Origin of the sequence: Bacillus sp. FJAT-26390 (genome assembly GCF_001682865.1) — a bacterium.
GTDB lineage: Bacteria > Bacillota > Bacilli > Paenibacillales > Paenibacillaceae > Pristimantibacillus.
On record NZ_MAQX01000037.1, the window covers coordinates 74,424 to 98,427 of the forward strand.

At 50.6% G+C, this 24,004-nt stretch carries 15 protein-coding genes; 3 read left to right on the top strand and 12 right to left on the bottom strand.

Annotated elements, in window-relative coordinates:
- Positions 1-2 precede the first annotated feature (2 nt).
- From A7975_RS32130 to A7975_RS32145, 4 genes are all read right to left on the bottom strand, one after another.
- On the bottom strand, positions 3-947 hold the full coding sequence (locus A7975_RS32130; protein ID WP_053377603.1) for an ABC transporter permease: 945 nt from the start codon (positions 945-947) through the stop codon (positions 3-5).
- A 55-nt stretch (positions 948-1,002) separates the two neighbouring features.
- The gene (locus tag A7975_RS32135; protein WP_176707853.1) at positions 1,003-3,813 is read right to left on the bottom strand and encodes a beta-galactosidase; all 2,811 of its coding nucleotides are present in this window, start codon (positions 3,811-3,813) and stop codon (positions 1,003-1,005) included.
- A gap of 285 nt (positions 3,814-4,098) precedes the next feature.
- Positions 4,099-5,160, bottom strand: coding sequence for a LacI family DNA-binding transcriptional regulator (locus A7975_RS32140; RefSeq protein ID WP_065387860.1), 1,062 nt, complete (start codon positions 5,158-5,160; stop codon positions 4,099-4,101).
- A 200-nt stretch (positions 5,161-5,360) separates the two neighbouring features.
- Positions 5,361-5,546 carry a twin-arginine translocase TatA/TatE family subunit gene (locus tag A7975_RS32145; protein ID WP_053374022.1) on the bottom strand — a complete coding sequence of 62 codons (186 nt, stop codon included), beginning with the start codon at positions 5,544-5,546 and terminating at the stop codon, positions 5,361-5,363.
- 318 nt (positions 5,547-5,864) lie between these two features.
- Between A7975_RS32145 and A7975_RS32150 the strand changes: the two genes are divergently transcribed.
- The 3 genes from A7975_RS32150 (at position 5,865) to A7975_RS32160 (ending at position 8,281) form a co-directional block, all read left to right on the top strand.
- Positions 5,865-6,122: a MerR family transcriptional regulator gene (locus A7975_RS32150; protein ID WP_053374021.1), complete on the top strand. Its 258-nt coding sequence runs from the start codon at positions 5,865-5,867 to the stop codon at positions 6,120-6,122.
- A 12-nt stretch (positions 6,123-6,134) separates the two neighbouring features.
- Positions 6,135-6,851, top strand: coding sequence for a twin-arginine translocase subunit TatC (gene tatC, locus A7975_RS32155; RefSeq protein WP_065387861.1), 717 nt, complete (start codon positions 6,135-6,137; stop codon positions 6,849-6,851).
- 200 nt (positions 6,852-7,051) lie between these two features.
- Positions 7,052-8,281, top strand: a complete 1,230-nt coding sequence (locus tag A7975_RS32160) for an amidohydrolase family protein (RefSeq protein WP_218061043.1) — start codon at positions 7,052-7,054, stop codon at positions 8,279-8,281.
- A gap of 67 nt (positions 8,282-8,348) precedes the next feature.
- Here A7975_RS32160 and A7975_RS32165 read toward each other — a convergent pair whose 3' ends face one another.
- The 8 genes from A7975_RS32165 to A7975_RS32200 all read right to left on the bottom strand — a co-directional run bounded on the left by A7975_RS32165 (position 8,349) and on the right by A7975_RS32200 (position 23,879).
- Positions 8,349-9,569 carry an MFS transporter gene (locus A7975_RS32165; RefSeq protein WP_053374017.1) on the bottom strand — a complete coding sequence of 407 codons (1,221 nt, stop codon included), beginning with the start codon at positions 9,567-9,569 and terminating at the stop codon, positions 8,349-8,351.
- Positions 9,570-9,828: 259 nt separating this feature from the next.
- On the bottom strand, positions 9,829-10,965 hold the full coding sequence (locus A7975_RS32170; RefSeq protein ID WP_065387863.1) for an SGNH/GDSL hydrolase family protein: 1,137 nt from the start codon (positions 10,963-10,965) through the stop codon (positions 9,829-9,831).
- A 52-nt stretch (positions 10,966-11,017) separates the two neighbouring features.
- A complete protein-coding gene (locus A7975_RS32175; RefSeq protein ID WP_065387864.1) occupies positions 11,018-15,892 on the bottom strand; it encodes a X2-like carbohydrate binding domain-containing protein in 4,875 nt (1,624 codons plus the stop codon).
- A gap of 74 nt (positions 15,893-15,966) precedes the next feature.
- On the bottom strand, positions 15,967-17,637 hold the full coding sequence (locus A7975_RS32180; RefSeq protein ID WP_053374014.1) for an extracellular solute-binding protein: 1,671 nt from the start codon (positions 17,635-17,637) through the stop codon (positions 15,967-15,969).
- A 116-nt stretch (positions 17,638-17,753) separates the two neighbouring features.
- The gene (locus A7975_RS32185) at positions 17,754-18,674 is read right to left on the bottom strand and encodes a carbohydrate ABC transporter permease (RefSeq protein WP_053374013.1); all 921 of its coding nucleotides are present in this window, start codon (positions 18,672-18,674) and stop codon (positions 17,754-17,756) included.
- Between the two features lie 15 nt (positions 18,675-18,689).
- A complete protein-coding gene (locus A7975_RS32190; RefSeq protein ID WP_082198599.1) occupies positions 18,690-19,643 on the bottom strand; it encodes an ABC transporter permease in 954 nt (317 codons plus the stop codon).
- Positions 19,644-19,884: 241 nt separating this feature from the next.
- The gene (locus tag A7975_RS32195) at positions 19,885-21,540 is read right to left on the bottom strand and encodes an extracellular solute-binding protein (protein WP_065387865.1); all 1,656 of its coding nucleotides are present in this window, start codon (positions 21,538-21,540) and stop codon (positions 19,885-19,887) included.
- Positions 21,541-21,578: 38 nt separating this feature from the next.
- Positions 21,579-23,879, bottom strand: a complete 2,301-nt coding sequence (locus A7975_RS32200; protein ID WP_065387912.1) for a helix-turn-helix domain-containing protein — start codon at positions 23,877-23,879, stop codon at positions 21,579-21,581.
- Positions 23,880-24,004: the final 125 nt, after the last annotated feature.

The following is a 24,004-nucleotide window of genomic DNA, read 5'->3' on the forward strand; positions in this document are numbered from 1 at the left end:
TCCTAAAATAACGAGTTTTCGGGTGAAGCCTTCTTCACGAGCCAGTTCGCGGTCAAGACGACGACAAAGCCGAATACCGACTGATAGAGACTTACGGCACTGCCGATCGAGAAGTTGAAGTTCGTCATAAGCGAGCGGAACACATACGTCTCGATAATATCCGTCGTTGGATACAAGGCCGTATTGTTCGCGCCCACTAGGTTGAAGAACAGCCCGAAGTTCCCTTTGAGAATGCCGCCGAGCGAGAAGAGCATCAGGATGATGAAGGTAGGCTTCAGCCAAGGAAGCACGATATAAATAATGCGTTGGAAGGCATTGGCCCCGTCGATTTCCGAGGCTTCAATAATTTCATTGTCAAGTCCCATAATGGCGGCAAAATAGATGATGGAGCCGTATCCGGTCGACTGCCACAGGAATGTGAGCACGATGATGAACGGCCATATTTTCGGATCGGAATAGGTTTTCACCGGCTCCATGCCAAGCGATTCCAATAAGCTGTTCAATATGCCGTAATCGTAGCTGAGCACGTTGTAGGCGATCAGCCCGATAAGCACGGCGGATATGAAGTGAGGCAGGAACATTAACGTTTGCGTTACTTTTTTGAACCATTTTCGGCGAATTTCGTTCAGCAGGATCGCTACGAAAATTTGCAGCACGTTCCCCAGTACGATAAATACCAGGTTGTAGGCAACCGTGTTGAACGAAAGCCGCCATAGGTCGCCGTTAATGACGAGAAAACGAAAGTTATCGAATGCGACAAACGGGCTTTTGAAGATGCCGTCGGAGTAGTTGTAGTTGATAAAAGCCAGATACAAGCCGGGCATCGGCAAATAAGCAAAAATAATAAAAAAGGCAATGGCAGGCAAGCACATGAGCAGAAGCGTTTTGTTGTTCCAAAATCGTCTTAGCTTGCCGCCGCTCATTCGCTGCAGCTTTCTCTGGGGCATCCTCTCGGTTGTAGTCGCGGTCGTGTCCATCCTAATTCCCCCTCGTAGTCCTGTGCTAGACGGATATGAATTGAATCGATTCCAAGCGTCCCTGCTTCCCCGGGTCAACCGCCTCTAACAAAATCGCCACTCTTCCCTTACCCGCCTCATACCAAGCACCCGGCAAATAAAAGGAATCGGGGCTCCCGCCCGAGAAAACCGGCCGGTTCTCGCCGCTTGGCAGCCAAAGCCGCCCAACGATCCGTCCCTCCAGCAAGACGGTCAGCTTAACGCCCGACCCGGCAACCTTCGCCCGCCAGCCTGCTCCCGCCTCCGAATTGACTGTAGAAGCATATAGCCATGCGGTTTCGCCGGGCTCTAGGGAGATAGGAAACGTCTGGCTTGCCTCGCGTACCCTTGCACTCTCTGCATGCTCATGCAGCTCCGCCTCCTCAGCCGCGCTGACCGACCATCCGGCAGCCTCAACGCCCTCGTACAAATGCACCTGTCCAGACGGCAAGCCAAGCACTCTCTCGACATAGACCGTAATCGTCACCGTTTCTCCAGCCGTCACATGCTCAGAGATATCGACGAATGGATCAAACGGATGGACCGCGCCAACCTCCTTGCCGTCCACGAACAGCCGCGCCAGTGACTGAATGCCCTTGAACTGCAGCGTCCATGAGTTCGCTCCTTCGGAGGCAACGAACGTTTTGCGGTAATATTCGAATGCCGGGTGATCCGGCGACAGCCAGCCTCCAAAATTGACGATGGGCCACATGCTGCTATCAGGATTATCAATCAGCTCCGTACGCATGGTCCGATCCGCTGCCCGATAGACGCTCCAATTGCGGCTAAGATCACGCGTCTCCGTTATCGCCGCCAGTCCTTTGATTCCTTTCATCGCGTGCAGCCGAAGACCGGGAAGCCTCGCATCGTCAAAGTTTGAATGCCCCCAAATCTCCACTCTGGCAAGCAGCCTGCCGTCTTGCCTATTGCTGCTCAGAGGGAGATAGGCGCTGCCCCCGCCCGGCGTAACGGTTCCGGCATACTCCCCTCCTGCGTATAGCGATATGACATCGCTGCCCTGCCGGATCAGCACTCCCTTCGGCGCCTTGCCTTGCGTCAGCTGAACAGCCGCCTCGTACCAAGCATATCCGCGGTAAATGCAATGCTGCTCTAAGTAATCCGCCTTCGCTGTGGTCAGCTGCGCACCCTCATCCGCTGCGGATAATGGCGCTGCTGCATCGAAGACGCTCAGGCGCCAATCGGTCGCAGCCTCCTCAGGGCTATCTGAGTAACGCTCCAGCTCTCCAAACTGAGTGACGCCATTACCGTCTACCCCCTCGAAATAAAGCGCTTTCTTTCTATCGGTTATAAAAAGCTTCAGCTCTCGTCCATCATTCGTGGTGATCAAGCAGAAGCTATCTTCTTTTCCATCAAAAGTTATCGCAAGCCGGTCCTCCGATGATTCGGCTGACGCATTCTCCGGCACGACCTCAAGCGGTGCTTGAAGCTTAAGGCTGATTTCGCCGCTACCTTCGGTATGGAAGGCTAGACTTACTCCGCTGCTCGTCGTTTCCGCCATATATAGCTCCGCGGTGGAGCTTTCAAGCACGCCTTCCAACCCCCAAAGCGTAAGCGGAATGCCGAAGGGAAGCGCCAGCGACCGTCCTGCGTTAATGGTGAAGCTGCTTCCCGCAGTCGCCGATGCGTCGGTCTCGCCGGCTTTCTCGATTGTTATCTCTTTATCCCGGTCATCCAAGTTCGTTACGAATAGAAGGCTTCCGCCGCCAGCCAGCTGCAGGGCGTAAGGACCGACAACCCGCTCGTTGTCTCCGGCAATCGTCCAAGTGTCAGATGACGCTTCTCCCAGCGGAGCTGCTTGTGCTAGCGGTGCGCCATAAGCGGCAATTAACCTGCTCAGCAGCCTGCCTTCATAGGCTTCTTCACGGATATGACCTTCGGGTGAGATCATCCCGCCAAAATCATAATCCGAGGTCATGAATGCGAGCGGCTTGCCCCAGTTGTTCGTCGCATTCGTAAAGCCAAAATCGGTACCCGATACTTGCAGATAAGGACCAAGCAGCTTAGCGCCGCAAGAGAGCAATCTGCGCAGCAGATAATGCGCCCGATTCGTCTCGGTTACGAGCAGCGGGTACGCTAGCTCAGCCAAAGCGTCGCTATAGTGAAGCACCTTCTGCTCAAATTCGGCCTCGCGGTTGTCCGGATAGAAATTGCAGGTTGGAACGACCTTTTCCACTAGCCCAGACGCTTGCTGCAAGCCGCCTTGGCCTGCGCAGGCAAAGAGCGGAACCGTAATGCTGTGTTGAAGCGCCATATCGCGAAGCGCCGTTATATATCCTTTTGGATCATAGCAATCATAGAAATCAAGCTCATTATCCAGCTGGACGCCGATTACCGTCCCGCCCTCTCCCGCTTGATACGCCTTCAGCAAAGGCAAAATCCGGTCAAACCATTTTGATACATAACGCAAGAAGCCAGCGTCATTGTCTCGGAGCTTCAGCCCTTTGGTCAGCAGATACGCTGGCAGCGCGCCTCCATCCCATTCCGAGCAAATGTACGGGCCTGGTCTTGCGACGACGTATAAGCCTACCTCCGCCGCCGCTTCCAGAAATGCAGCCGCATCACGTTCTCCGCTAAAATCCCATTCCCCTTCGGCCATTTCATGATAGTTCCAAGGAAAATAAACATCGATGCTGTTGTAGCCGAATGCCTGGAGCTGCTCCATCCGCTCCTTCCATAGCGCTCTTGGAATTCGGAAATAAAACAACGAGGCGCATAACAAAATTTGCGGGGTTTCATGAATCCTTACGGCATCCGCATCAAACTGCACAGCCGACCTAGCTCCAATTTCCATGACCATGTCATAACCTCCAACAAAATAGTTGATAAGCACGAATAATGTAACCCGTTTCATGAAACCCGTTACATTTTTAGAAAAAAATAAATACACTCCATGACCGATATAAAACAGAACTGAATTCCTGCACGGTACGCTGATGTGTATTGTGGTATGACTCGTTTGTATGTTGGTGCTCAATGGTTATGTAACGGGTTACATTTATAGCGGTGACACGCCGTTATCGTTTGACATCTTGATTTTATTCACAAATGTAAGCGTTGTCAATCATTATTTTTAAACGAACTTTTAGTGTTCGTTCATCTTGCGCGGCGCGGCCGTAGACTCTCTTACAATCAGCTCAGGCCTTAGCTTCGTGCTCTTGCTTACCTTGTTTTTCGTGATCATCTGGTGGAGCAGCTCGGCTGCATTCCGTCCAACGTCATAACATTTTAAAGAAATCGTAGTCAGCTCCGGTATACTGTTGGAGGCGTATGGAATATCGTCAAAACCTACTAGCGACAGATCCTGCGGCACACTTAGCCCCGCTTTGTGGGCTGCCTTCATCACACCAATCGCAACTAGGTCGTTGGCGCAAAAAATAGCGCTCGGCCGCTCGGCCAGCTCCATCAGCTGGTTCATGAACGCTTTGCCGCTGTCGACAGAAAAACCGCCGTTGCGTATCCATTCCTTGCGTGTGGGCAGGCCGTTTTTCTCCATCGTCTTCACAAACCCATTTACGCGCTGCATCGTATTGGACATATGCTTATACCCGCCGACAAAAGCGATATCGCGATGGCCTAAATCAATCAAATGCTGGGTTGCCAGCTCCGCGCCCTCTCGCTCATCCGCATAAACACGAGTCAACCCCTCGCCCGGAATATTGCCGTTTATGAGCAGCAGCGGCACGCGCTTGCTCGCTTCGACAACCTCGCTAACCAACTCCTTGCTTGGCTTTGCCAGGTTAATGCGGCCGCCGATCATGACGATGCCATCTACCTGCTTTTCCATCAAAATGCTTAAATATTGCGACTCGCGCACATACTGCTCTTCCGAATCGCCATTTGTCGAAACGGTATCGCACAGAAAAAACGTATACCCTTTGCTGCGCGCCTCCTGGTCAAGCCCGGCCAGCACCTCAGGGAAAAACGGATTGGTAATGTCAGGCAAGATGACGCCAATCATGCCCGTTTCCTTCTTGAACAGGCTCCTGGCAAGCGCGTTCGGTTGAAATTGGTGTTTCGTAATCAGCTCCATTACGCGATCTCTCGTCGACTTTTTTACCGGAGCCGTGTTGTTGATTACGCGCGACACAGTGGCTACTGAGACGTTGGCTTCCCTCGCAATATCATATACAGTAACCGGCTTAATAACGGCTCACTCCTTAGTCCAAAATTCGATTCCTCAGTAGAATAACAGACTTTTGGACAAATAGAAATGAGTGTATTCCAATATTTTCAATTGTGCGCTTGACCGTATTTTTTACTAAACAAAAGGCCAGCCCATATGGTCATGCCAGACCATACAAGCCAGCCCAAATCAAACACACGGCTGCCGCCGCTCCTGCTCCCTTATGCGCTACCCTTTGTTTCCTGCTCATCCTTACTCTCGGCTACCAGCTCGCGGGCGGAGCTCTTAAACTCATGAAGCGTCCGTCCGACCGCTCTTCCGAGCTCGGGCAGCTTGGATGGTCCAAATACGATTAAAATGACGACTAAAATCATGATCAATCCCGGTAATCCAATACTTTGCAGCATGAATCATCACCTCATTCTCAATTGTGTAAATCGGCTAGCTTTGCTTCCACAATAGCAGATGCCCCGGCGGCTGTCTCGAAGTATGTCATATAATATGACACAGTTTTTCCGTGGACTAATTTCCTTTTATTAGAAGCAAAGTAACTGTTGTACGATCCGTCTAATTACGTCTCAAATTGTTAGGTTCATCATCTAATGACAGCACAACTCTCCGTAATTATCATTAGGTACACATCCAGTTTGCGTGAGTTTATATTCCATAGTGGTGAAGGGAGTGGCTTTTGTAACGCCAAAATAGGGGCAAAAGGAGCTGTCATCATGTCGTTTATGGATAAGCAGGTCATGAATATCGGAACGGTGAGCGAGCTTACCGGATTGTCGGAGAGACGGATTCGTTATTATGAAAATCGCAAGCTTATTACGCCAAAACGAACCGTGGGAGGCACTCGCAAATATTCCTTCCGCGATATTGAGAAGCTGGTCGAAATCGGCAAGCAAATCGAAGTAGGCTGGATGACAGCGGAAATTAGGCATAGCGCTAAGAAGCGCGGTATTGATTCCGCTGCGCACGGTTAGGAGGCGAACCCGATGCTTGCACAACCAACCCTAATGGATCATTTAACGGAGCTCCGCAAAAGAATCATTTATGTGCTCATCCAATTCGCCGTTTGTCTATGCGGCGGCATTGCGCTCGTTCGTCCGGTGTTAGCGTATTTGCAGCAGTCGTATTCGCCTGATCAGCCGATTTTGTGGAACGCCTTCTCCCCTTTTGACGCCCTGCAATTATACGTGCAGACTGGAGTTGCGATCGGCATTGGGGCGTCGGTCCCTTTTGCCCTGCTGCAGGTATGGCTGTTCGTAAAACCAGCTTTGACCCAGCAGGAGCGCAAATCGATCCCTTGGCTCATTCCGTTCGCGCTGCTCCTTTTTCTAATCGGGCTGGCCTTCAGCTGGTTTGTCGTCTTTCCGATGGCCGTGCAATTCGCCTCCTCCGTCACACAGTCCATGGGTCTTGTGGAAACGTATGGCGCAGCACAATACATCCAGTTTTTGATGCGAATCGTGCTGCCGTTGTCCCTTGTATTCGAGTATCCGATCGTGCTGATTTTTCTAGCCAGAATCGGTCTTGTCACTCCTGAGCGGCTGCGAAAAAGCAGAAGGTTTGCTTATGTGATTTTAGTTACCGCATCTACCATACTGACGCCGCCCGACTTTATTTCAGCATTCATTGTCTTGATACCGCTCGTCATCTTGTTTGAAGCAAGCTTTCCTATCGCCAAATGGGCTAGTAAAATAAGAGATTAGAGGAGGAGTTTTATATGGATCAACAAAAAAACGGCTTATCCCGCAGAGAATTTATAGGTAATGTTAGTAAAATAGGCGGCGCTTCAGCCGTTCTTGGCGTCATGGGCTCCATGGGCCTCTTCTCGCCTGAGCAGGCTAACGCGGACAGCGCAAAAAAGGACGACCACAAAACGAAAAAGCCAGGCAAAAACAACTCCTACATGCTGCTAAACGTTCGGCTCGAAAGCGGATATAAATACGAGAACGGGCAGGTCGTAGCAACTGAAACCGTCCTTCGCAACCTTCAAATCGATAAAGGCACCATTACCAAAATACTCGAGCCGAAAGCGGCATATCCAAAGGGCATTGACTGCTATGACGCCAAAAACATGCTGCTTCTGCCTTCGTTTCGAGATATGCATATTCATTTGGACAAAACCTTTTACGGCGGCCCGTGGCGTGCGGTCCGACCGACGAAAAACGGTATTTTCGACCGTATTGTCGAGGAACAAACGCTGCTTCCGCAGCTGCTGCCAACCGCTCAAGCAAGAGCTGAGAAGCTCATTGAGCTCATCCTTGGCTACGGCTCCACCTATGTGCGAAGCCACTGCAATATCGACCAAACCGTCGGCCTCAAAAATCTGGAGAAGCTAAAGCTCGCCTTGGCTAACTACTCGGATAAAATCACGCATGAAATCGTCGCATTTCCGCAGCATGGCCTGCTTCGCTCCAACGTAGAGGGACTAATTCGCGAAGCGATGCAGCTTGGCGTGACGCATGTTGGCGGACTTGACCCCACGCTCGTAGACGTCGATATGGAAAAATCGCTGAATACGATGGTGCAAATTGCGGTGGACTACAAAGCGGGCATCGATATTCACCTTCACGAGGGCGGTGAAACGGGCATCAAAGCAATCCGCAGATTGGCTGATCTCACGGAGGAAGCTGGCCTTCAAGGCAAGGTTACCGTCAGTCACGCCTTCTCGCTCGCTTCATTAACGGCAGGCGCCGACGTAGAAATGGCTGACCGACTCGCCTCGCTCGGCATCTCCATCGCATCATCCGTGCCGATTGGCAAGAGCGTTATGCCGATTCCGCTGCTTCAAAAGCAAAAAGTGAACGTGCTGCTCGGCAACGACAGCATTACGGATCACTGGTCGCCATTTGGCATCGGCGACACGCTGCAAAAGGCACATCTCGCCGCTCAGCTGTACGGCTGGTCAAGCGAGTACAACCTGTCCCGTGCACTCGCCTTAGCTACTGGCGGCGTTATGCCATTAGATGAAGCAGGCAAGCAAATTTGGCCAAAGGTCGGCGACGCGGCAACCGCCGTGCTCGTTCCGGCAAGCTGCTCGGCAGAAACGGTTGCCCGCCTGCCAGAACGTACTGCCGTTTTGCATAAAGGGACTTTAGCCTCCGGCACGCTTGAGGTAGCGAAAGCGAAAAAATAACCTTACACATAAAAAAAGCTGATTTCACCCGGGGTGAGATCAGCTTTTTTTTATATCTACACAGCCTTTATCGGCTCGATGAAATACGCGCTTGCCCCAGCTCGCTCCGCCGCTTTATCCATACGCTCACCCCAGCGGCAGCCATCATCATGCCCGTGGCGACAAAGATCCAATGAATGCCGACAGCTAGTCCGAGCAAGCCGCCGATAAGCGGTCCAAGCATGGAGCCGAACTGATTCGCGCTCGTCGTAAGCCCAAACGATCTGCCTCTAAACTGCTCATCCGTGCTTTGGACGACAAGCGTATTTACAATTGGTCCGATGCCCGCCATGAACAAGCCGAAAATAAATTGCACGACTGCGAATAGCCATAAATCCTGAACGAAGTACTGCATACTGATAACCATTCCTGCAGTAATCAAACATATGACGAGAATCCGGTAGTACCCTTTCCGCTCGCCAAGCCTCCCCCAAACCGGGGATGCGAGAATACCGGCGATTCCAATCAGCGAAAGAACAAAACCCGCCGACAGCACAGCGCCTTGCAATCCGCCCTGCAATTTAGCAATGTGCAGCGTGAGCAGCGGCTGAATCATATTGACTGAAAGCTGGAAGAGAACGAGCAGCAGCAGCATGCTCATCAGCCCGCGGTTGCGAAACGCCATCCGGTAAGTGACTGGCTTCGCCTGCTTCTTCTCTGCTGAAGCACCTGCCGGCGCCTCTGCTTTTCCTTCTCTTACCCATAAAACGACCGCAACTGTCGCTGCCAGAATGATGATAGCTGCTGCAACGAACGACCGGCGCAGGCCAAACGCTTCTGCCAGCAATCCCCCGAACAGGGGGCCGAGAATGCCGCCCGTCATCGTCCCCGCTTGCATCACCCCAAGGCTCCAGCCCAGCTTCTCCTTGGGCGCGACCGATGCCACGATCGACATGGACGCCGGAACGAATCCGCCGACAAAGCCATGCAGCATTCGTACGCCCACAAGCTGCCAAGGCGTCTGCACGAAGGCGATTAATGAATAAATAACCGCTAGACTGAGTCCTGCTCGGATGACCATCTTACGCTTTCCGTATTTGTCCGCGAGCAAGCCCCATAAGGGAGCCATCACGGCGCCGACGAGAAACGCCGAGGAATGCACGATTCCGGCCCATAAATTTACGGAGCTTTCCTTTACCCCCAAATCAAAGAGGAACAACGGCAGGAAGGGAACAGACATCGTATAGCTTGAGCTGCAAAACAAAACGCCGAACCATAAGATCCACATCGTACGTTTCCATGATTCCATGCAAGGTAACCCCCTGTGCCTTGTTCGTCCATTTCCGACCCATTTTCACTAATACCCACTATACGCCTCCTTTACCATTTGTTCAAAAACCATAATAAGGAGCAATAATAAGGAAAACCCTTACAAACCTCGTCTAATGAACCTTAACGGGGTTATTTGCGGTTAGAGCGGCCATAACAAAAAGACGAACGTTTAGGGTATGCCTAAACATCCGTCTTCTTGCCTAAAGCTTTATCCATTGCACTCCCTATGTACACGGCTATGCGTTGCTAAGCACCTTCAAAATCCGCAGCCCCGTCCCCGTGCTGCGTTCATCTTTCCGATCCGTATTTCGGACAGTGATCTGAAGCGTTTGCCCATGTGCCGAGAGAGGAAACATCGCAATGACGGGCCTGAACGCTCCCAAGCACCATGCATCAAACAACTGAACCTCATTAAAGGTTAATCCATCTAATGAATATTCAAAAATGCCTGTATCAGGGCCGCACAATAGCAAAAGCCCGGCACTCCGTCCACTAATGGCAAAAGAAAAAGAAGCACCCTTTCTATCCGCATACAGATGCTCGCCTTGATATCGCCAGTTAATGAGCGGCTCCGGCGCCTCCTTCATCAGCATAAAGCCTTCTTGCTGAACACCTTGATAAAAATCCAGCATCACGGCATGTTCATAGCTTTTGTCGTCCAAAGGCGATGGCAAAGCTGGATTTTCCCAACCCTCCTCATGGCCTGCATCATTAATAAAAGCATACTCCAAAAAGTGCCGCACAGCCTGCGCATACCGCGCATATCCCGCATCGTTCGGATGTACAAGATCTGGTGCAAGCTCCTCCCAGCGCGCCTGCCCCTCCCCTATCAAATCATAGATGCTCGCTGCGAAGTTAACCGATGGTATATGATAATGGGCTGCAACTTCCTCATGTACGGCTATGTTAAAGGGCATTCTAGCCGACAAATTCTTCTCTGCCGCTGTATAGAGAAAACAAATATCCGCCTCCGGCGATAGCCGCCAGCATTGCCGTACAATCCCTTCCATGCCTCTAATCGATTCTTCCCGATCCTCGCCATCATTGACGCTGAATTCAACGAATAATAGATCAATCTCGCTGTTTGGCAGCGCATGCTCTCTCAAACGATGAGCGCCGAAGGTGGAATTTGTGCCCCCAACCCCCGCATTCACACAAGTCACCCTATCTTCCGAAAATCGTTCTCTCAAATAGCTTTCCGTCAACGCGCGCCAGCTCGCCTTATCGGGATCGGACGCTCCGTAGCCCTCGGTAATGGAGCCTCCAAGAAAAGCAACGACAACAGGTTCGTTATGGCGCAGCTTTTTACTCAGGTTAGGCAACCCTCTGCGCAGATTTACATAGCTGCTGGCTGACTGATCAATCATGCTCATCTTTAATCCTCCTAAATAGAGCCCTCCTATGGAGTTAGGAGGGCTCTATCTGCTATTTAACCGATGCTGCTAAAATATCTCCGAATGCCCAGTGCGTGCTTGGCACATCCTTCCAAGGAGACTGCACCGAGCCGCTTGGTTTGTCTCTGCCGAGCAATTTGTTGATCATGACCGATGCTTCGGCCCTTGTCAGCGGATGGTTCGGCTTAAAGGTTCCGTCCTGATAGCCATTGATGATTCCGGCAGCCTGCGCTTTCAGAATATCGGCATTTGCCCAATGGCCCGCAATGTCCTTAAAGCCTGCTCCTGCTTTCTGCGTGTCGCCTATCAGCGACGAAACAAGCTTAGCCATCTCAGCCCGCGTAATTTGTTTTCCCGCGCCGAACGTACCGTCTTCGTAACCCTTCATCAAGCCCATTTTGGTCACTTTCAAAATAGCTTCATTCGCCCAATCGGTTGAATGAACGTCGCTGTAGGTGATGTCCTTCCCCGCTGCTTCGCGCGTAACGATTCTCGACAAGATTGCCGCGATCTCAGCGCGGGTCATTTTCACATCCGGTCTGAAGGTACCGTCTTCATAGCCGTTCATGTAGGCGATATCAAGCAGTTCCGGCTTTGCGGTCGGCACAGCCGTTGGTGTCGCTGTTGGCGTTGATGCTGGTGTTGTGACCGGTGTTGTGACCGGTGTTGATACTGGTGTCGACACCGGTGTTGATTCAGGTGTCGTTACCGGCGTTGGTGTTGGTGTCGGCGTTGCCGTCGGTGGCGTTGCCGATGGCACTGTCGCCGCGTTCACGCTGAAGCTCACGCCATCCACTACCATATAATCGCCTGATTTTTTCACAGCCTTAATCGTATGCGGTCCGTTTGCCAATCCGGCAATGCTGTATACCGCCTGCTGTGTCAGCCTGCTCGCGTTATTTGCGCTTACCGTTTCCTTAAATACGTTGTCGACATAGATATCGATGTCGCCTTGAGCAGCCGACTTCGGCGCAAGGAGCGTGACGCCCGTTCCCGTGAATGAGAATTCTACATCATCCCCATTCGTCTCCGTGGCATGGATGTCATTTTGGAAATCGCCTTTATAGGAAATAGCCAAGCTGACCGATCCGTCCGGCTGTGCAGACAGGTACTCTTTCTTAATCGTGATTACGTTGCCCGAAATCGTGTAATCGACGTCCGCCGCAAGAGCCGCATTGCCATTCATAATGCCAAGCAGATTGCTGCCGTCAATGCTTAGCGTGGTCGTCACATCGGCCTGCGCCGTCTTGTCAAAGCTTGCTGAATCCGGACTGATCATATCCGCTATTTTGAATTTCAATTGATCCAGCAGCAAGTAGTAGCCTGATTTCTTAACGCCCTTAATCGTATGCGCTCCCTCAGCAAGCCCTTCAATGCTGAACAGCGTTTGCTTAACTTGCCTGCTTGGATGGTACGCACTGACCGTTTGCTTAAACACGCCATCCACGTAGATGTCGATATCCCCCTGCGAGGAATCCTTCTCCGTAATGAACGCCAAGCCTGTTCCCTTGAACGTAAACTCAAAATAATCGTTGTTCGCTTCCGTGAAATGCACATCGTCCTTATAGTTGCCAAATCCCCTGTTTCTGCTGTGCTGCCATGCGCCCTTATAGGAAATTTCGCTGTCGTCATCGTTAATCGATACATAGCGGCCTCTTGCTGTGTCGCTTATCGCAATTGCCAGAATCCGATCTGCTCCGCCGCTAAAGGACAATGTTAGATTCGTCATGCCATTTGGCTTAGCCGCAAGGTATTCCTTCTTAATCGTAAGCTGACTGCCCGATACTTGGTAGTCAACGCCAGCTTGCAGAGCCTTCGACGTATCAGTAATGCCGATCAGGCTGTTGCCGTTTAGCGTGATATTAGTCGTAACATCGGCCTGTGCAGCTGCTTTTTTGTCAAAGCTTAACGCGCTTGGGCTGATCGTGCTGTTCTGGCCTGTCGTATCGCTAACCGCAATCGATAACGTCTGTGCCATTCCTTGGTCAAAAATAAAGCTCAAATTCGCTGTTCCCACCGGCAAAGTTGCCAGATACGCCTTCGTAATCGTAACCTCATCATTTAAAAGCGTGTAATCGCTGCCTGGCACTAAGGTTGCTGAGCCATTAGAAATGCCAACCAGCGCGTTCCCATTAAGCGACATCGTCGTTGTGACATCTGCCTGCAAGTCCGCTTTTTTATCAAAGCTGCCTGTGGCTGGATTTATTGCGCTGTTCGTTGCCGATGAATCATTAACCGCAATCGATAACGTCTGAGCCGCTCCGCCATTAAAGGCGAAGGTCAGGCTGGTTGTTCCGAGCGGCTGCGCTGCCACATATTCCTTCTTGATCGTTACCACGTTGCCTGCCACCGTATAATCCGTATCCAAAACCAAGGCTGCCGCGCCGCTTGTGATGCTGCTCAAGCTGCTGCCATCGCCCGTAGTTGTGATCGCAATATCCGCCTGTTGTCCGTCAGCTTTATCAAATGCTGCCGTGCTTGCGCTAATCAGATCCGGTACGCTGATTCTTAATTTATCCAGCAGCATAAAATACCCGGATTTCTTCACCGCTTTAAGCGTGTGAGGGCCATCCGCAAGTCCCGTGATGTTGAACACAGGCTGCTGCGCCATTCTGCCGATGTTATAGGTGCTCACGGTTTGCTGGAACTGATTGTCCACATAGATGTCCATTTCACCTTGAGACGGATCAAGCTCTGTAATAAATTCAATCCCCGTGCCCGTAAACGCATATTCAAAGAAATCATTGTTGTTGGCCTCCGCATAATGAACATCATCCATATAATCGCCTAGACCACGGTTATAGCTGCGGTTCCAGCCTCCCGTATATACGATGGAAGCATGGTCGTCGTTAATCGAGTATGAGCCGCCAATGGACGTATCCCTTACAACTAGAGATACCTTCTGCTCCGAACCTCCGCTAAAGGAGAAGGCCATAGCCGTCGTACCTGTCGGAAGCGCCGCAAGATACGATTTCTTAATGGTAAGCTGATCGCCTGAGACGGTGTAGTCTGTCCCCGCCGCCAAAGCGTTACCATCCTGCTCAACGCCCAGCAAATCATTTCCGTTTAGCGAAAGCGTCAGCGCAACGTCATTCTGAGCTGATGGTTTCTTATCAAAGCTAACCGTTGCAGGAGTCACACGGCTATCCCTTATCGTTGTATCGCTTATGGTGACGGCAAGCGTCTGCGAAGTTCCGCCGCTGAAGGTAAACGTTAGATTCGTGATGCCAACTGGTTTTGCCGCCAAATATTCCTTCTTAATCGTCACTTCATTATCCGATACGGTGTAGTCCGTACCTGCAACTAGCGTTGTTCCATTGCTCGAAATACTATTCAGCGTATTTCCGTTCAGCGTCATAACCGTCGCAACATCAGCTTGCGCCGATGTCTTCTTATCGAAGCTTGCGGCTGCTGGGCTGATCACGCTATTTTGCGCAGTGGTATCGCTTACATCAATAACCAGATTTTGTTTGTCGCCAACCAGCTCTTGCCCGCCGTTTCGAGCCCAAGCACCCGTATACTTCATGCCGGTATCGTCATCATTTGCCGTTACCGTTCCATTCAGCGCCACTACCTTGAACAAGCGCGAACCATGCGAAGCCAAATCTACAGAGCTGAAGCCGGTATCGAAAGAACCCAAGTCCTCATGGCTCCAAAGGTCGCGAACAGTCGCAGGGCCAGTTAGTCCGATATCGCTCCAATTGACGTTCACGGTCGCAGCCGAGCCGCCAAGGTTGAAGAGTCCAACCGTGTAGCTGCCATCGCCATTATTGGCATACCACACCTGCTGCTCGGTAGCTGTCGATACAGGATGCCCTGGACGGCCAGCCTGATTGACGGCGATAACCTCTTCATTCGTTAACAGCTTGGTGCCGTAATCGTCCAGCTTGGTCATGTCATTGCCAATATACAGCTGTGCGGATGAAATCGCCCAGAAAGACATCGCCGTTTGACGCTCGTCCTGTGTAATGCCATCCATCGCTCCATTTCCGATATTCAGCGAGTCAAAATCGTTCCAGCCGCCCGGACCTGCATGGCGCCAGAACTGCTCCGCCTTCGGGAAAAGTCTAGCGATGCTCGGCCACGTCGTTAAGCCGCCGCTGCCGCAGTAGCACTCGATATCCCAGTCTACGCGCCACCCGTTCGCGTATTGCTTCCAATGATCGATGTACTTAATATCAAGCGCCCATGAAAGCTCCAGCCAAATATTGTGCGGTGCAAGCGCCTCCGACCATGCCTTAACGTCATCCCGCGCATCAAGGGACAGGTCGGAGATGCCCGATCCAGGCGTCACGCTGTCAAACTTCAAAAAGTCGATTCCCCACTCGCCATACAAATTAGCTATCGAATCGATATACTTTTGAGCGCAGGGCTTCGAGAAATCAATTTTGTAGCCAAGACCCCAATAATCCGATTGCTTGATCGGCTGAGCCGCGATGTCCTGCATCGAGCAGCCGGGAGCGCCGTAGATCGGCAAATCCTGATCATACGCTTGCGGCGATAAGCCCGGAATGCCGTACAGACCGATCTTCTGTCCGTTCGCATGGACATAATCGATGACGGCTTGGAAGCCGTTCGGATATAAAGTCGTGCTCGGAATAGGCCGTCCATACCCGTCCATTCCACCGTTCCAAGCCGCGTCTATGTTGATATATTCGTAGCCATACGGCTGAAGCTTCTCATGCATCGCATCCGATTGCGCTTTAATGTTATCTTCGGTAATCCACTGTCCGTTGCCTGTATACACCTGCAAGCTGTAGCTGCTCCAGCCCATATAAGGCTTTGCGGCCAAGCCGTTATTAGCCGCTTCCGCGACATTTGCTTGCGGTACCACTATTCCCAGCTGCGTCGTGATCATCACGACGATAAGCAGCCACAAGCGCGATTTCCTCATCATCTGCGTCATTATTAATCTCCTTTTTTTATCAAATAGGATCAGGCTTTTATTTCGCAATAAAGAACCTGATCCTGTGGAATTTGTTATGATTTAAACGATGCGTCGTACGCTTTTTGCAAAATTTCCAGGTAACGATCGATTTTCAGATCCTTAAGCCCCTTCACATAAGCGTCCCAATCCTTCTCTAGACTTTTATTGCCTGTTACGAATTGAAGCGCGCTTTGCTCGATATACGACTTGATGTTCGTTTGCAAAATGCTCGCTTCGTCGACTTCCGCCGAATCGATCCAAATCGACCAAAGCGGGAACAGTTCCTTCGGCTCGTGGCCTTGGTACAGAAGCGTCGCTTGGTACAATCTACGCTCGTAGTTCGCAGAATCATAAATATCCGTACCTTGAACCCAGCTGTCCCGGTATTCCCTTGGCATGTAGAAGTGAGCGGTACCGCTCCAGCCCGCGTTGCGAGGCGCTTCGCCTTCAACGGCAGGAATCGTTGCAACCTTCGGCGTTACGCCTTCTCCTAGCGCAACTTCGCCTTCCTTCGGCTTTCTCCAGTCGATGCCTTCCATACCGGAAGCGCCGTTTGTTTGTCCTTCTTCTGTGAACATGTAATCCACCAATTTAATAAGGGCAATTTGTTGTTCCTCTGACGCTTTGTTCGTAATTGCAAATTTTGCTCCCGGTGCCACGCCGCCGCCGTCATGAGTCGCGAATGAACCATGCGGTCCCGTAAGCGGAGGCACTGGATTATAAGAAGCCGAGTTTTTGTTGCCTACATCGATGTTTACGAAGATTGCAGGGTGCATCCCGGCGCCTGCGCCCAAAATTTGTGCGTCGCCGTTTTCGCCGATTTTTTTGAACGCTTCCGCGTTTTGCGCGAATGCGCCTGGATCGATCAAGCCTTCGTCATACAAGGATTTGATATACGTTAAGCCTTCTTTCCATTCCGGCTTAAGCGCTGCCGATTCTACCTTGCCATTTGTCAGGTTCAAGTAGTTACGGTCGTCGTCATAGACGAAGCCGTTCATGAGGAATGGAATGACGCGTACGCCAAAATCCTCCTTCGATCCGCTGAGCGGCACTTCATCGGCAATTCCGTTGCCATTTGGATCTTTTGTTTTGAACGCTGTCAGGACAGCTTTGAACTCTTCAGGCGTTTTTGGCATTTCGAGCTGCAATTTTGTAAGCCAATCCGTATTGATCCACATTTTGTTCGGGTACGAACAGTGGAAGCACTGGCTGTATGCGACAAGCCCGTAAATATTGCCGTCCGGCGCCGTGTTAAACGCTTTCAAATCGGCGTTGCTTTCCATCGCCGCTTTAATGTTAGGCGCATACTTCTCGATTAGGTCATTCAGAGGCAGCAGCACCCCTTGTTTGCCGTACTTCACGACATCCGCTTGCGTGAATTGGTCGATATAGCCTGGAAGCATGTAAGCATCAGGGTAATCGCCGCTAGCGAGTGAAATTTGGCGTTTTTCCTGCGCTCCATCGGGTGGAGTCGTTTCGAATTTAAGCTTGATGTTGAACTTGTCTTCTACAAATTTAGTAAATTTATTCGTTGCCAAATCAATATTCGTCTCCTGTACGGCAAATATGGAAATCTCAACCGGTGCGGTTGCTCCCGTCTCTTCCGATTGTGCAGTCGGTGCGTTTGAGGCCGTATTGGCAGGCCCGTTATTGCTTGAGCATGCAGCAAGCGTCATGCTGGCCATTAGGATCGTTGCCAACAAACTTACAAGTCTCTTTTTCAATTGTTATCGCTCCCTTTTCAATTTATGAAGTGTTTGCCTTTGTCTTCTTGTGCCTGCTTGCTACATGCCCACCACCTCCTTAAGTTACGAAGCTGCCGTACACGTGCTTTACATGACTACCCTTTTACGGAACCGACCAGCATCCCCTGCACGAAATACCGCTGTACGAACGGGTAAATGATGAGAACCGGCAAAGTCGCTACCACGATGAGCGAATATTTGAGCAGCTCGGACAGCTGCTGTCTCTCCACTTGCTTCAGCGCATCCGTTACGCTGGCGCTGTTGTTCATAATGATGATGCTTCTCAAAACGAGCTGCAGCGGGAACAAGTTCGCGGATTTGAGATAGATCAAAGCATCGAAGTATGCGTTCCACTGGCCTACGCCATACATCAGAAAGAGTACGGCAAGGATGGGCTTCGATAATGGAATAACGACGCTTCGCATGAACCGGATATCGCTGCAGCCGTCAATTTCACTCGCTTCAAACAGCTCATCCGGAATGGAAGACTGGAAGAAGGAGCGCGCAATGATGACCTGCCATACCCAAACGGCATTCGGAATGAGCAGCGCCCACCGTGTATCGATCATGCCAAACTCTCTCACGACCATGTATGTCGGAATCAAGCCACCGCTAAAGAGCATCGTGAACGTAATGAGCATCATAATGACGCTGCGGCCAAAAAATGATTTGCGCGACATCGGGTACGCGATCATGACCGTAAGCCCAACGCTGATCAGCGTTCCTACCGATGTGTAGAATAGTGAATTGCCGTAGCCCTGCATAATTTGCGGCGTAGAGAACAAGACCTTAAAGCCCTTAAAAGAAATGTCTACGGGCCACAGCCAGACGCGGCCGGACGTTACGGCAGCCGGGCTGCTGATGGAGCTGCTGACAATATAAATGAGCGGATAAATGACCGCGATCAGAACGATCGCCAGTACGGTATACACGATAAACATAAAAACTTTATCGCCTGTCGAATCCTTAATCGTTTGTCTGATTGGTGCCTGCGATGCTATTTTTGCCGATGCCATAGGCGCACTCCCCTTTTACCAAATGCTCGATTTCGTAAATCGTTTTGCCAAGCCGTTAACGGTAAACAATAACGCAAGATTAATGACTGAATTAAATAAGCCGACTGCCGTTGCGAAGCTGTAGTTGGCGTTTAAAAGTCCAATCCTATACACGTAAGTAGCAATAATTTCGGAATTGACGAGGTTGAGCGGATTTTGCAGCAGGTAAATTTTCTCGAAGCCAATCGCCATCACGCTGCCCACATTCAAGATGAGAATAATGGTGATCGTCGGCAAAATGCCCGGCAAGTCAACATGGATGATTTTCTGAAAGCGCGAAGCGCCATCCACTTTTGCAGCCTCATAAAGAGTAGGATCGATGCCCGCCAGCGCCGCCAAATATATGACCGCGGAGTAACCTGCCGTCTGCCAAATATCCGACCAAACATAGATGGAGCGGAACATGCTGGCTTCCCCAAGAAAATTGATCGAGTCGAGTCCAAAATAATTTAAAGCCACGTTTGCAAAGCCGAGCCTTGGCGCGAGAAACAGCATAATGATCGATACCATGACGACCGTCGATATAAAATACGGCGCGAACGTCACCAGCTGGACAAGCCGTTTGAAGCGGCCGTTACGTACTTCATTAAGCATCAACGCAAGTATGATCGGAATAGGAAAACCCGCGAGCAATAAATAACCGCTGACGTAAATCGTGTTCTTGACCAGCGACCAGAACATCGGATTCTCAAAGAAGAGCCTAAAGTTTTTGAGCCCGACCCATTCGCTTCCCCAAATGCCCTTGATGACGTTGTAATCTTTAAAAGCGAGCACCGCGTTCAGCATCGGATAGTATTTAAAGATAAGAAAAAACAACACGGGCGGTATGACGATAAGGTAAAGCTGCCAATGCTTCTTGAAGCTTCTGCTCGCTTCATCCGCAAGACTCCGCTTGCCCTTTTGCTTTAACAATTTGTTATTCAGTACCATTTCTTTTTCCAGAACAATCCCCCCTAGGTAGCTAGCTGCCGATGTATGATAGCGCTTTCTATACGCTGATCATAGTAGAAATCCACCATCCCCAAACAGGTACATTTGCGTCGTTTTACGTACAAAAACCCGTATTTCCGGGGGGCAAATGGCCGTACGGACGTACATTTCCGCTAGCGGCTGCCGTACAACGCCAAAAAATCCCGACTGCATCAGCAGCCGGGATTACATGCATCATTCGTTATGGTTTGGAGATCGAAAGATCATACGCTTTTTGCATCATTTGAACATAACGATTAACCTGCATATTCGCGAGCCCGTTTACGAAGCTGTCCCAATCTTTATCGAGGTCTAGGTCACCCGTAATAAATTGGAGCGTGCTTTGATCGATATAATGGACAAGATTGGATTGCAATATGCCTGCTTCATCAGCCTCGGCCGGATCGATCCAAATGGACCAGTCCATGAACAGCTCGGAGGGTGCATGGCCTTCATAGAGCAATGTCGCTTCAGAGAGCCTGCGCTCGTAGCCATCCTGCGAGTAGATGTCTGTGCTGGCCACCCAGCTGTCGCGGTATTCCTTCGGCATATAAAAATGCGCCATCCCGCTCCAGCCGGAATTTTTCGCCAGCGGCTTCTCGATCGGCGAGAGATTCGCGAACATCGGCTTGGTCCCCTCGCTCATCGCTTCTTCGCCCGCTTTTGCCTTCCTCCATCCCTTGCCTTCAAGCCCGGATTGCGCATTCGTTTGTCCCTCTGGCGTATACATGTAATCCACCATTTGGATTAACGCGATTTGCGCTTCCTTGCTCGCTTTATTCGTGATCACGAATTTTGCTCCCGGCGGTATTCCCCCGCCATCATATGTCGCATAGGAAGCATACGGTCCCGTGAGCGGCGGCAGCGGCGCGTAATCCTGCGTACGCTCGCTTACGAAAATAGCGGGATGCATCGCTGTAGCGGCACCGAGAATTTCCACATCCGCATTATCGCCCACCCGTTTGAGCGCTTCCGCGTTTTGAATAAAGGCTCCCGGATCAATCAAGCCCTCGTCGTAAAGCGATTTAATAAAAGCGATGCCTTCCTTCCACTGCGGCTTATTCGCCACCGTATCCACCTTGCCGTCCTTCATAAACAAATAATTGCGATCATCGTCATAAATAAACCCGTTCATAAGGTAAGGCACGATATGGACGCCAAAATCCTCCGTCGAGCCGCTAAGCGGTATTTCATCCGCCACACCATTGCCGTTGGGATCGTTATTTTTGAACGCCGCCAGCATTTGTTTGAAATCGGCAGTCGTTTTAGGCATTTCCAGCTTCAAGCGCTCCAGCCACTTCGTATTGACCCACATCTTGTTCGGGTATGAGCAGTGGAAGCATTCGCTATAAGCGACGAGACCATAAATATTGCCGTCAGGCGCCGTATTAAACGCCCTTAAGGAAGGGTCCTCTTCCATAGCCGCTTTAATATTCGGCGCGTATTGATCAATTAGATCGTTTAATGGGACAAAAACGCCTTGCTTCCCATATTTCAAAACGTCCGATTGCGAAAATTGATCCACATAGGCGGTTAAAATATAAGCCTCGGGATAGTCGCCGCTGGCAAGCGAGATTTGCCGTTTTTCCTTGGCGCCGTCCATCGAGATGATTTCCCAATTAAATTTGGCATTAAATTTTTGCTCCAGCAGCTTGGAAAAATCATTCGTTCTCAGATCGATCCCCGTCTCCTGCTGGGCGAATACGCTGATCTCGACCGGCGCTGCCGAAGAACCCCCTGACCCGTCAAGCGTTGCTGATGGGTCCGTTTCATTCGGAGCATCGCTTTGTGTACATGCTGCAAGCAGCATACATACGGCTATTAAGGTCACTAATAAACCCGCAAAGCTTTTTCTCAAGTCCAATCCTCTCCTTGTACGCCGCATCCGCCGATGGTTCATATTTGTATCGATTGCCTATAGGCGCTCGGCGCAATGCCCATTACTCGCTTGAAGGCTCTGCGGAAGGAATGCGAGCTATTGTACCCAACGCGAACCGCGATCTCATCAACCGTACATGCATTCGACCTTAGGAGCGCAGAGGCTTGCTCGATTCGAATCATCTCCAAGTAGTCGGACACGTTAATATCCGTTACTTCTTTGAACAGCTGCGAAATATATTTTTCGGGACGCTCCACCTTCTCGGCAATCCGGTATAACGTCAGCTCGGAATCGCCGTAGGCTTCGGAGATGAAATGTTTGATCTCTTCGACGGTTTGGAAATGGGCATGATTTTTTTTGCTGTTGATGACGCTGCATAAGGAATCGACAATTTCGATGATTTCATCCTGAATGACGCTTATCGCATTTGACGCTTGGATGCTGATCATTTGATTTTTCAGCGTATGCAGCAGCTCCGATTCCATAAACGCCTTCTGATCGAGCAATTTCAGCAGCGTCCCCTTCAGCTCGCCCACCAGCTGCTGCTTCATCTCGATAGATAGCTGCTGGTTTTCCGTGTTTTTCTCCATAACGGTTATAATCATGCGCTTCGCTTCATCCGGCTCGCCCGCGCGGATCGTACTAATCAAGCGCTGCTCGATATCCATCGGATAATAATACGTCGCTGTCTCCAGCCTGGAATCCGTAAACCAGATTATGCTCTTTTTGCTCTCATAATCGGTATACTCCATCATTTGCTTCGCTTGCTCGTAGGAATGGCTCACGTCGATCATCGCCGAGAAGGAGTCGCCAAAAGCCGCGTTGAATGAAATCTTGTAATCGCTGTACGCGATATCGGCCAGCTTGCCAAGCGCAGCCTGGATTCTCTCTCTTGCCGCCTCGCTCCCCGCCTCTCCATCTTGCCCCGTGAAGATCATCACCACTTTGTCCGAACCAAGATCCGTCATATGGAGATGGCTGTCCAGCGTGGTTAAAGTCTGCTTTAGAATCAGCCTTGCCGCATAAAGCTCATTCAATATTTCGACGCTATCCATGCCGGAATATCCGTTGATTTGCAGAACGCCTACGTAACCTTCGTTCGTATCAAGCTTGGTATCCGCCTGCGCTGCCGCCGCGATAATTTCATCCGTCGTCTGGAACTCTCCCGCGATGAGCCGCTTCAAGAAGCCGTCCCTTACGAGCGGAAGCTGCCGGTTCAATTCATTTTCGAGCTGCCGGTTGCTCGTAATGATATTAGAAATGTTACCCTGCAAAAAGTCATATTCGTTCCGTCCCGTTACGCCATCCTTGCCGAACTGCTCTTTCATTACGGTAAGCAGCCGATTGATGGGCGCGCTATTGCGGTAGGACAAGACAAGACCGACTAGAAGCCCGAGCAGCAGCGCCGCTCCGGTTACGAACCAAGTAATGTGCTTGATTTGATTCGCGTTTTGCATCAGCACCTGCTTCGGTATTCCTGCTCGGTAGATCCAGCCGTTCTTGTCGGAATGAATCGTAATGACGAGGTCGTCATTGTAAAACTGGCTGACCTTACTCTGATCAAGCTTGGCATCCAAGGACAGCTTCTTGGCGTCTTCCTCGCTTATGCCCCGCAAACCGATCGTATTCCCTTCCGCATCGCTAATATGAGCCCATCCGCCGTATCGATCCTCAAGCCCGGCGAGCAGATTCGAAATATTTTCCTCGTCGATAATAACGACAACCGTTGCCGGTGATGAGCCGTTAAAGCTATCCAGCGGAAGCGACTGCATATACGTAATGACCGAGGTCTGCTTGGCGTTACTTAGAAAGGAACTAAGCGGCTTGATTTCGCTGCGATGCGTTTGATCCAGCACCGACTTTTTCCATTCTTCAAGCGACAGATCCGCATAGCGGTAGTTCTCGTAATAATGCTCCGGTCTGAAATAGGCAGAGCCCTGCGTAAAAATAACGTCATAATTGCTTAAATAGATAAAGTAGTTTTGCAAAAAATCGTTCGTCTGGCTAAAGGGCGTAACCTGCTTCAATAAGCTCCAAATGCCGTATACGTTTACGGCCTCGCCGTTTTTCTTTTCATTCATTAACTTGTTTAAATCCGGATTCAAGGCAAGCTGCCTCGTGAAGCCCTCGACCTCAACCATTCTCCGCTCCAATATTTCCTCGCTTCGCTCAAGCTGCGTGATACTATTTTCGATGGAGATCGACTGCGTCACTTCAATTGAGGTCCGATAGGAAACGAAGCCCGCTATGCTTGGAATGATCAAAATAATAAGATAAGAAATAAGAAACTTGCGAAATATGGTTGAGTACTTTGGCACAGCCAACCACCTCCCCCCTTCATAAAAGCGCTTACAAAACACAGGCAAAATTTAAGATTCTCTATTAAAAAAGCTCCGCTCATTCATAATAACCTAATGATACGAAAAGACAACTACTAATAAAA

What these genes read in the sequence shown, in the direction of transcription:
- A7975_RS32130 (WP_053377603.1), bottom strand. Translation starts at nt 947, where the DNA reads ATGCCCCAGAGAAAGCTGCAGCGAATGAGCGGCGGCAAGCTAAGACGA.
- A7975_RS32135 (WP_176707853.1), bottom strand. Translation starts at nt 3,813, where the DNA reads ATGGTCATGGAAATTGGAGCTAGGTCGGCTGTGCAGTTTGATGCGGAT.
- A7975_RS32145 (WP_053374022.1), bottom strand. Translation starts at nt 5,546, where the DNA reads ATGCTGCAAAGTATTGGATTACCGGGATTGATCATGATTTTAGTCGTC.
- A7975_RS32150 (WP_053374021.1), top strand. Translation starts at nt 5,865, where the DNA reads ATGTCGTTTATGGATAAGCAGGTCATGAATATCGGAACGGTGAGCGAG.
- tatC (WP_065387861.1), top strand. Translation starts at nt 6,135, where the DNA reads ATGCTTGCACAACCAACCCTAATGGATCATTTAACGGAGCTCCGCAAA.
- A7975_RS32160 (WP_218061043.1), top strand. Translation starts at nt 7,052, where the DNA reads ATGCTGCTAAACGTTCGGCTCGAAAGCGGATATAAATACGAGAACGGG.
- A7975_RS32165 (WP_053374017.1), bottom strand. Translation starts at nt 9,569, where the DNA reads ATGGAATCATGGAAACGTACGATGTGGATCTTATGGTTCGGCGTTTTG.
- A7975_RS32170 (WP_065387863.1), bottom strand. Translation starts at nt 10,965, where the DNA reads ATGAGCATGATTGATCAGTCAGCCAGCAGCTATGTAAATCTGCGCAGA.
- A7975_RS32175 (WP_065387864.1), bottom strand. Translation starts at nt 15,892, where the DNA reads ATGACGCAGATGATGAGGAAATCGCGCTTGTGGCTGCTTATCGTCGTG.
- A7975_RS32185 (WP_053374013.1), bottom strand. Translation starts at nt 18,674, where the DNA reads ATGGCATCGGCAAAAATAGCATCGCAGGCACCAATCAGACAAACGATT.
- A7975_RS32190 (WP_082198599.1), bottom strand. Translation starts at nt 19,643, where the DNA reads ATGGTACTGAATAACAAATTGTTAAAGCAAAAGGGCAAGCGGAGTCTT.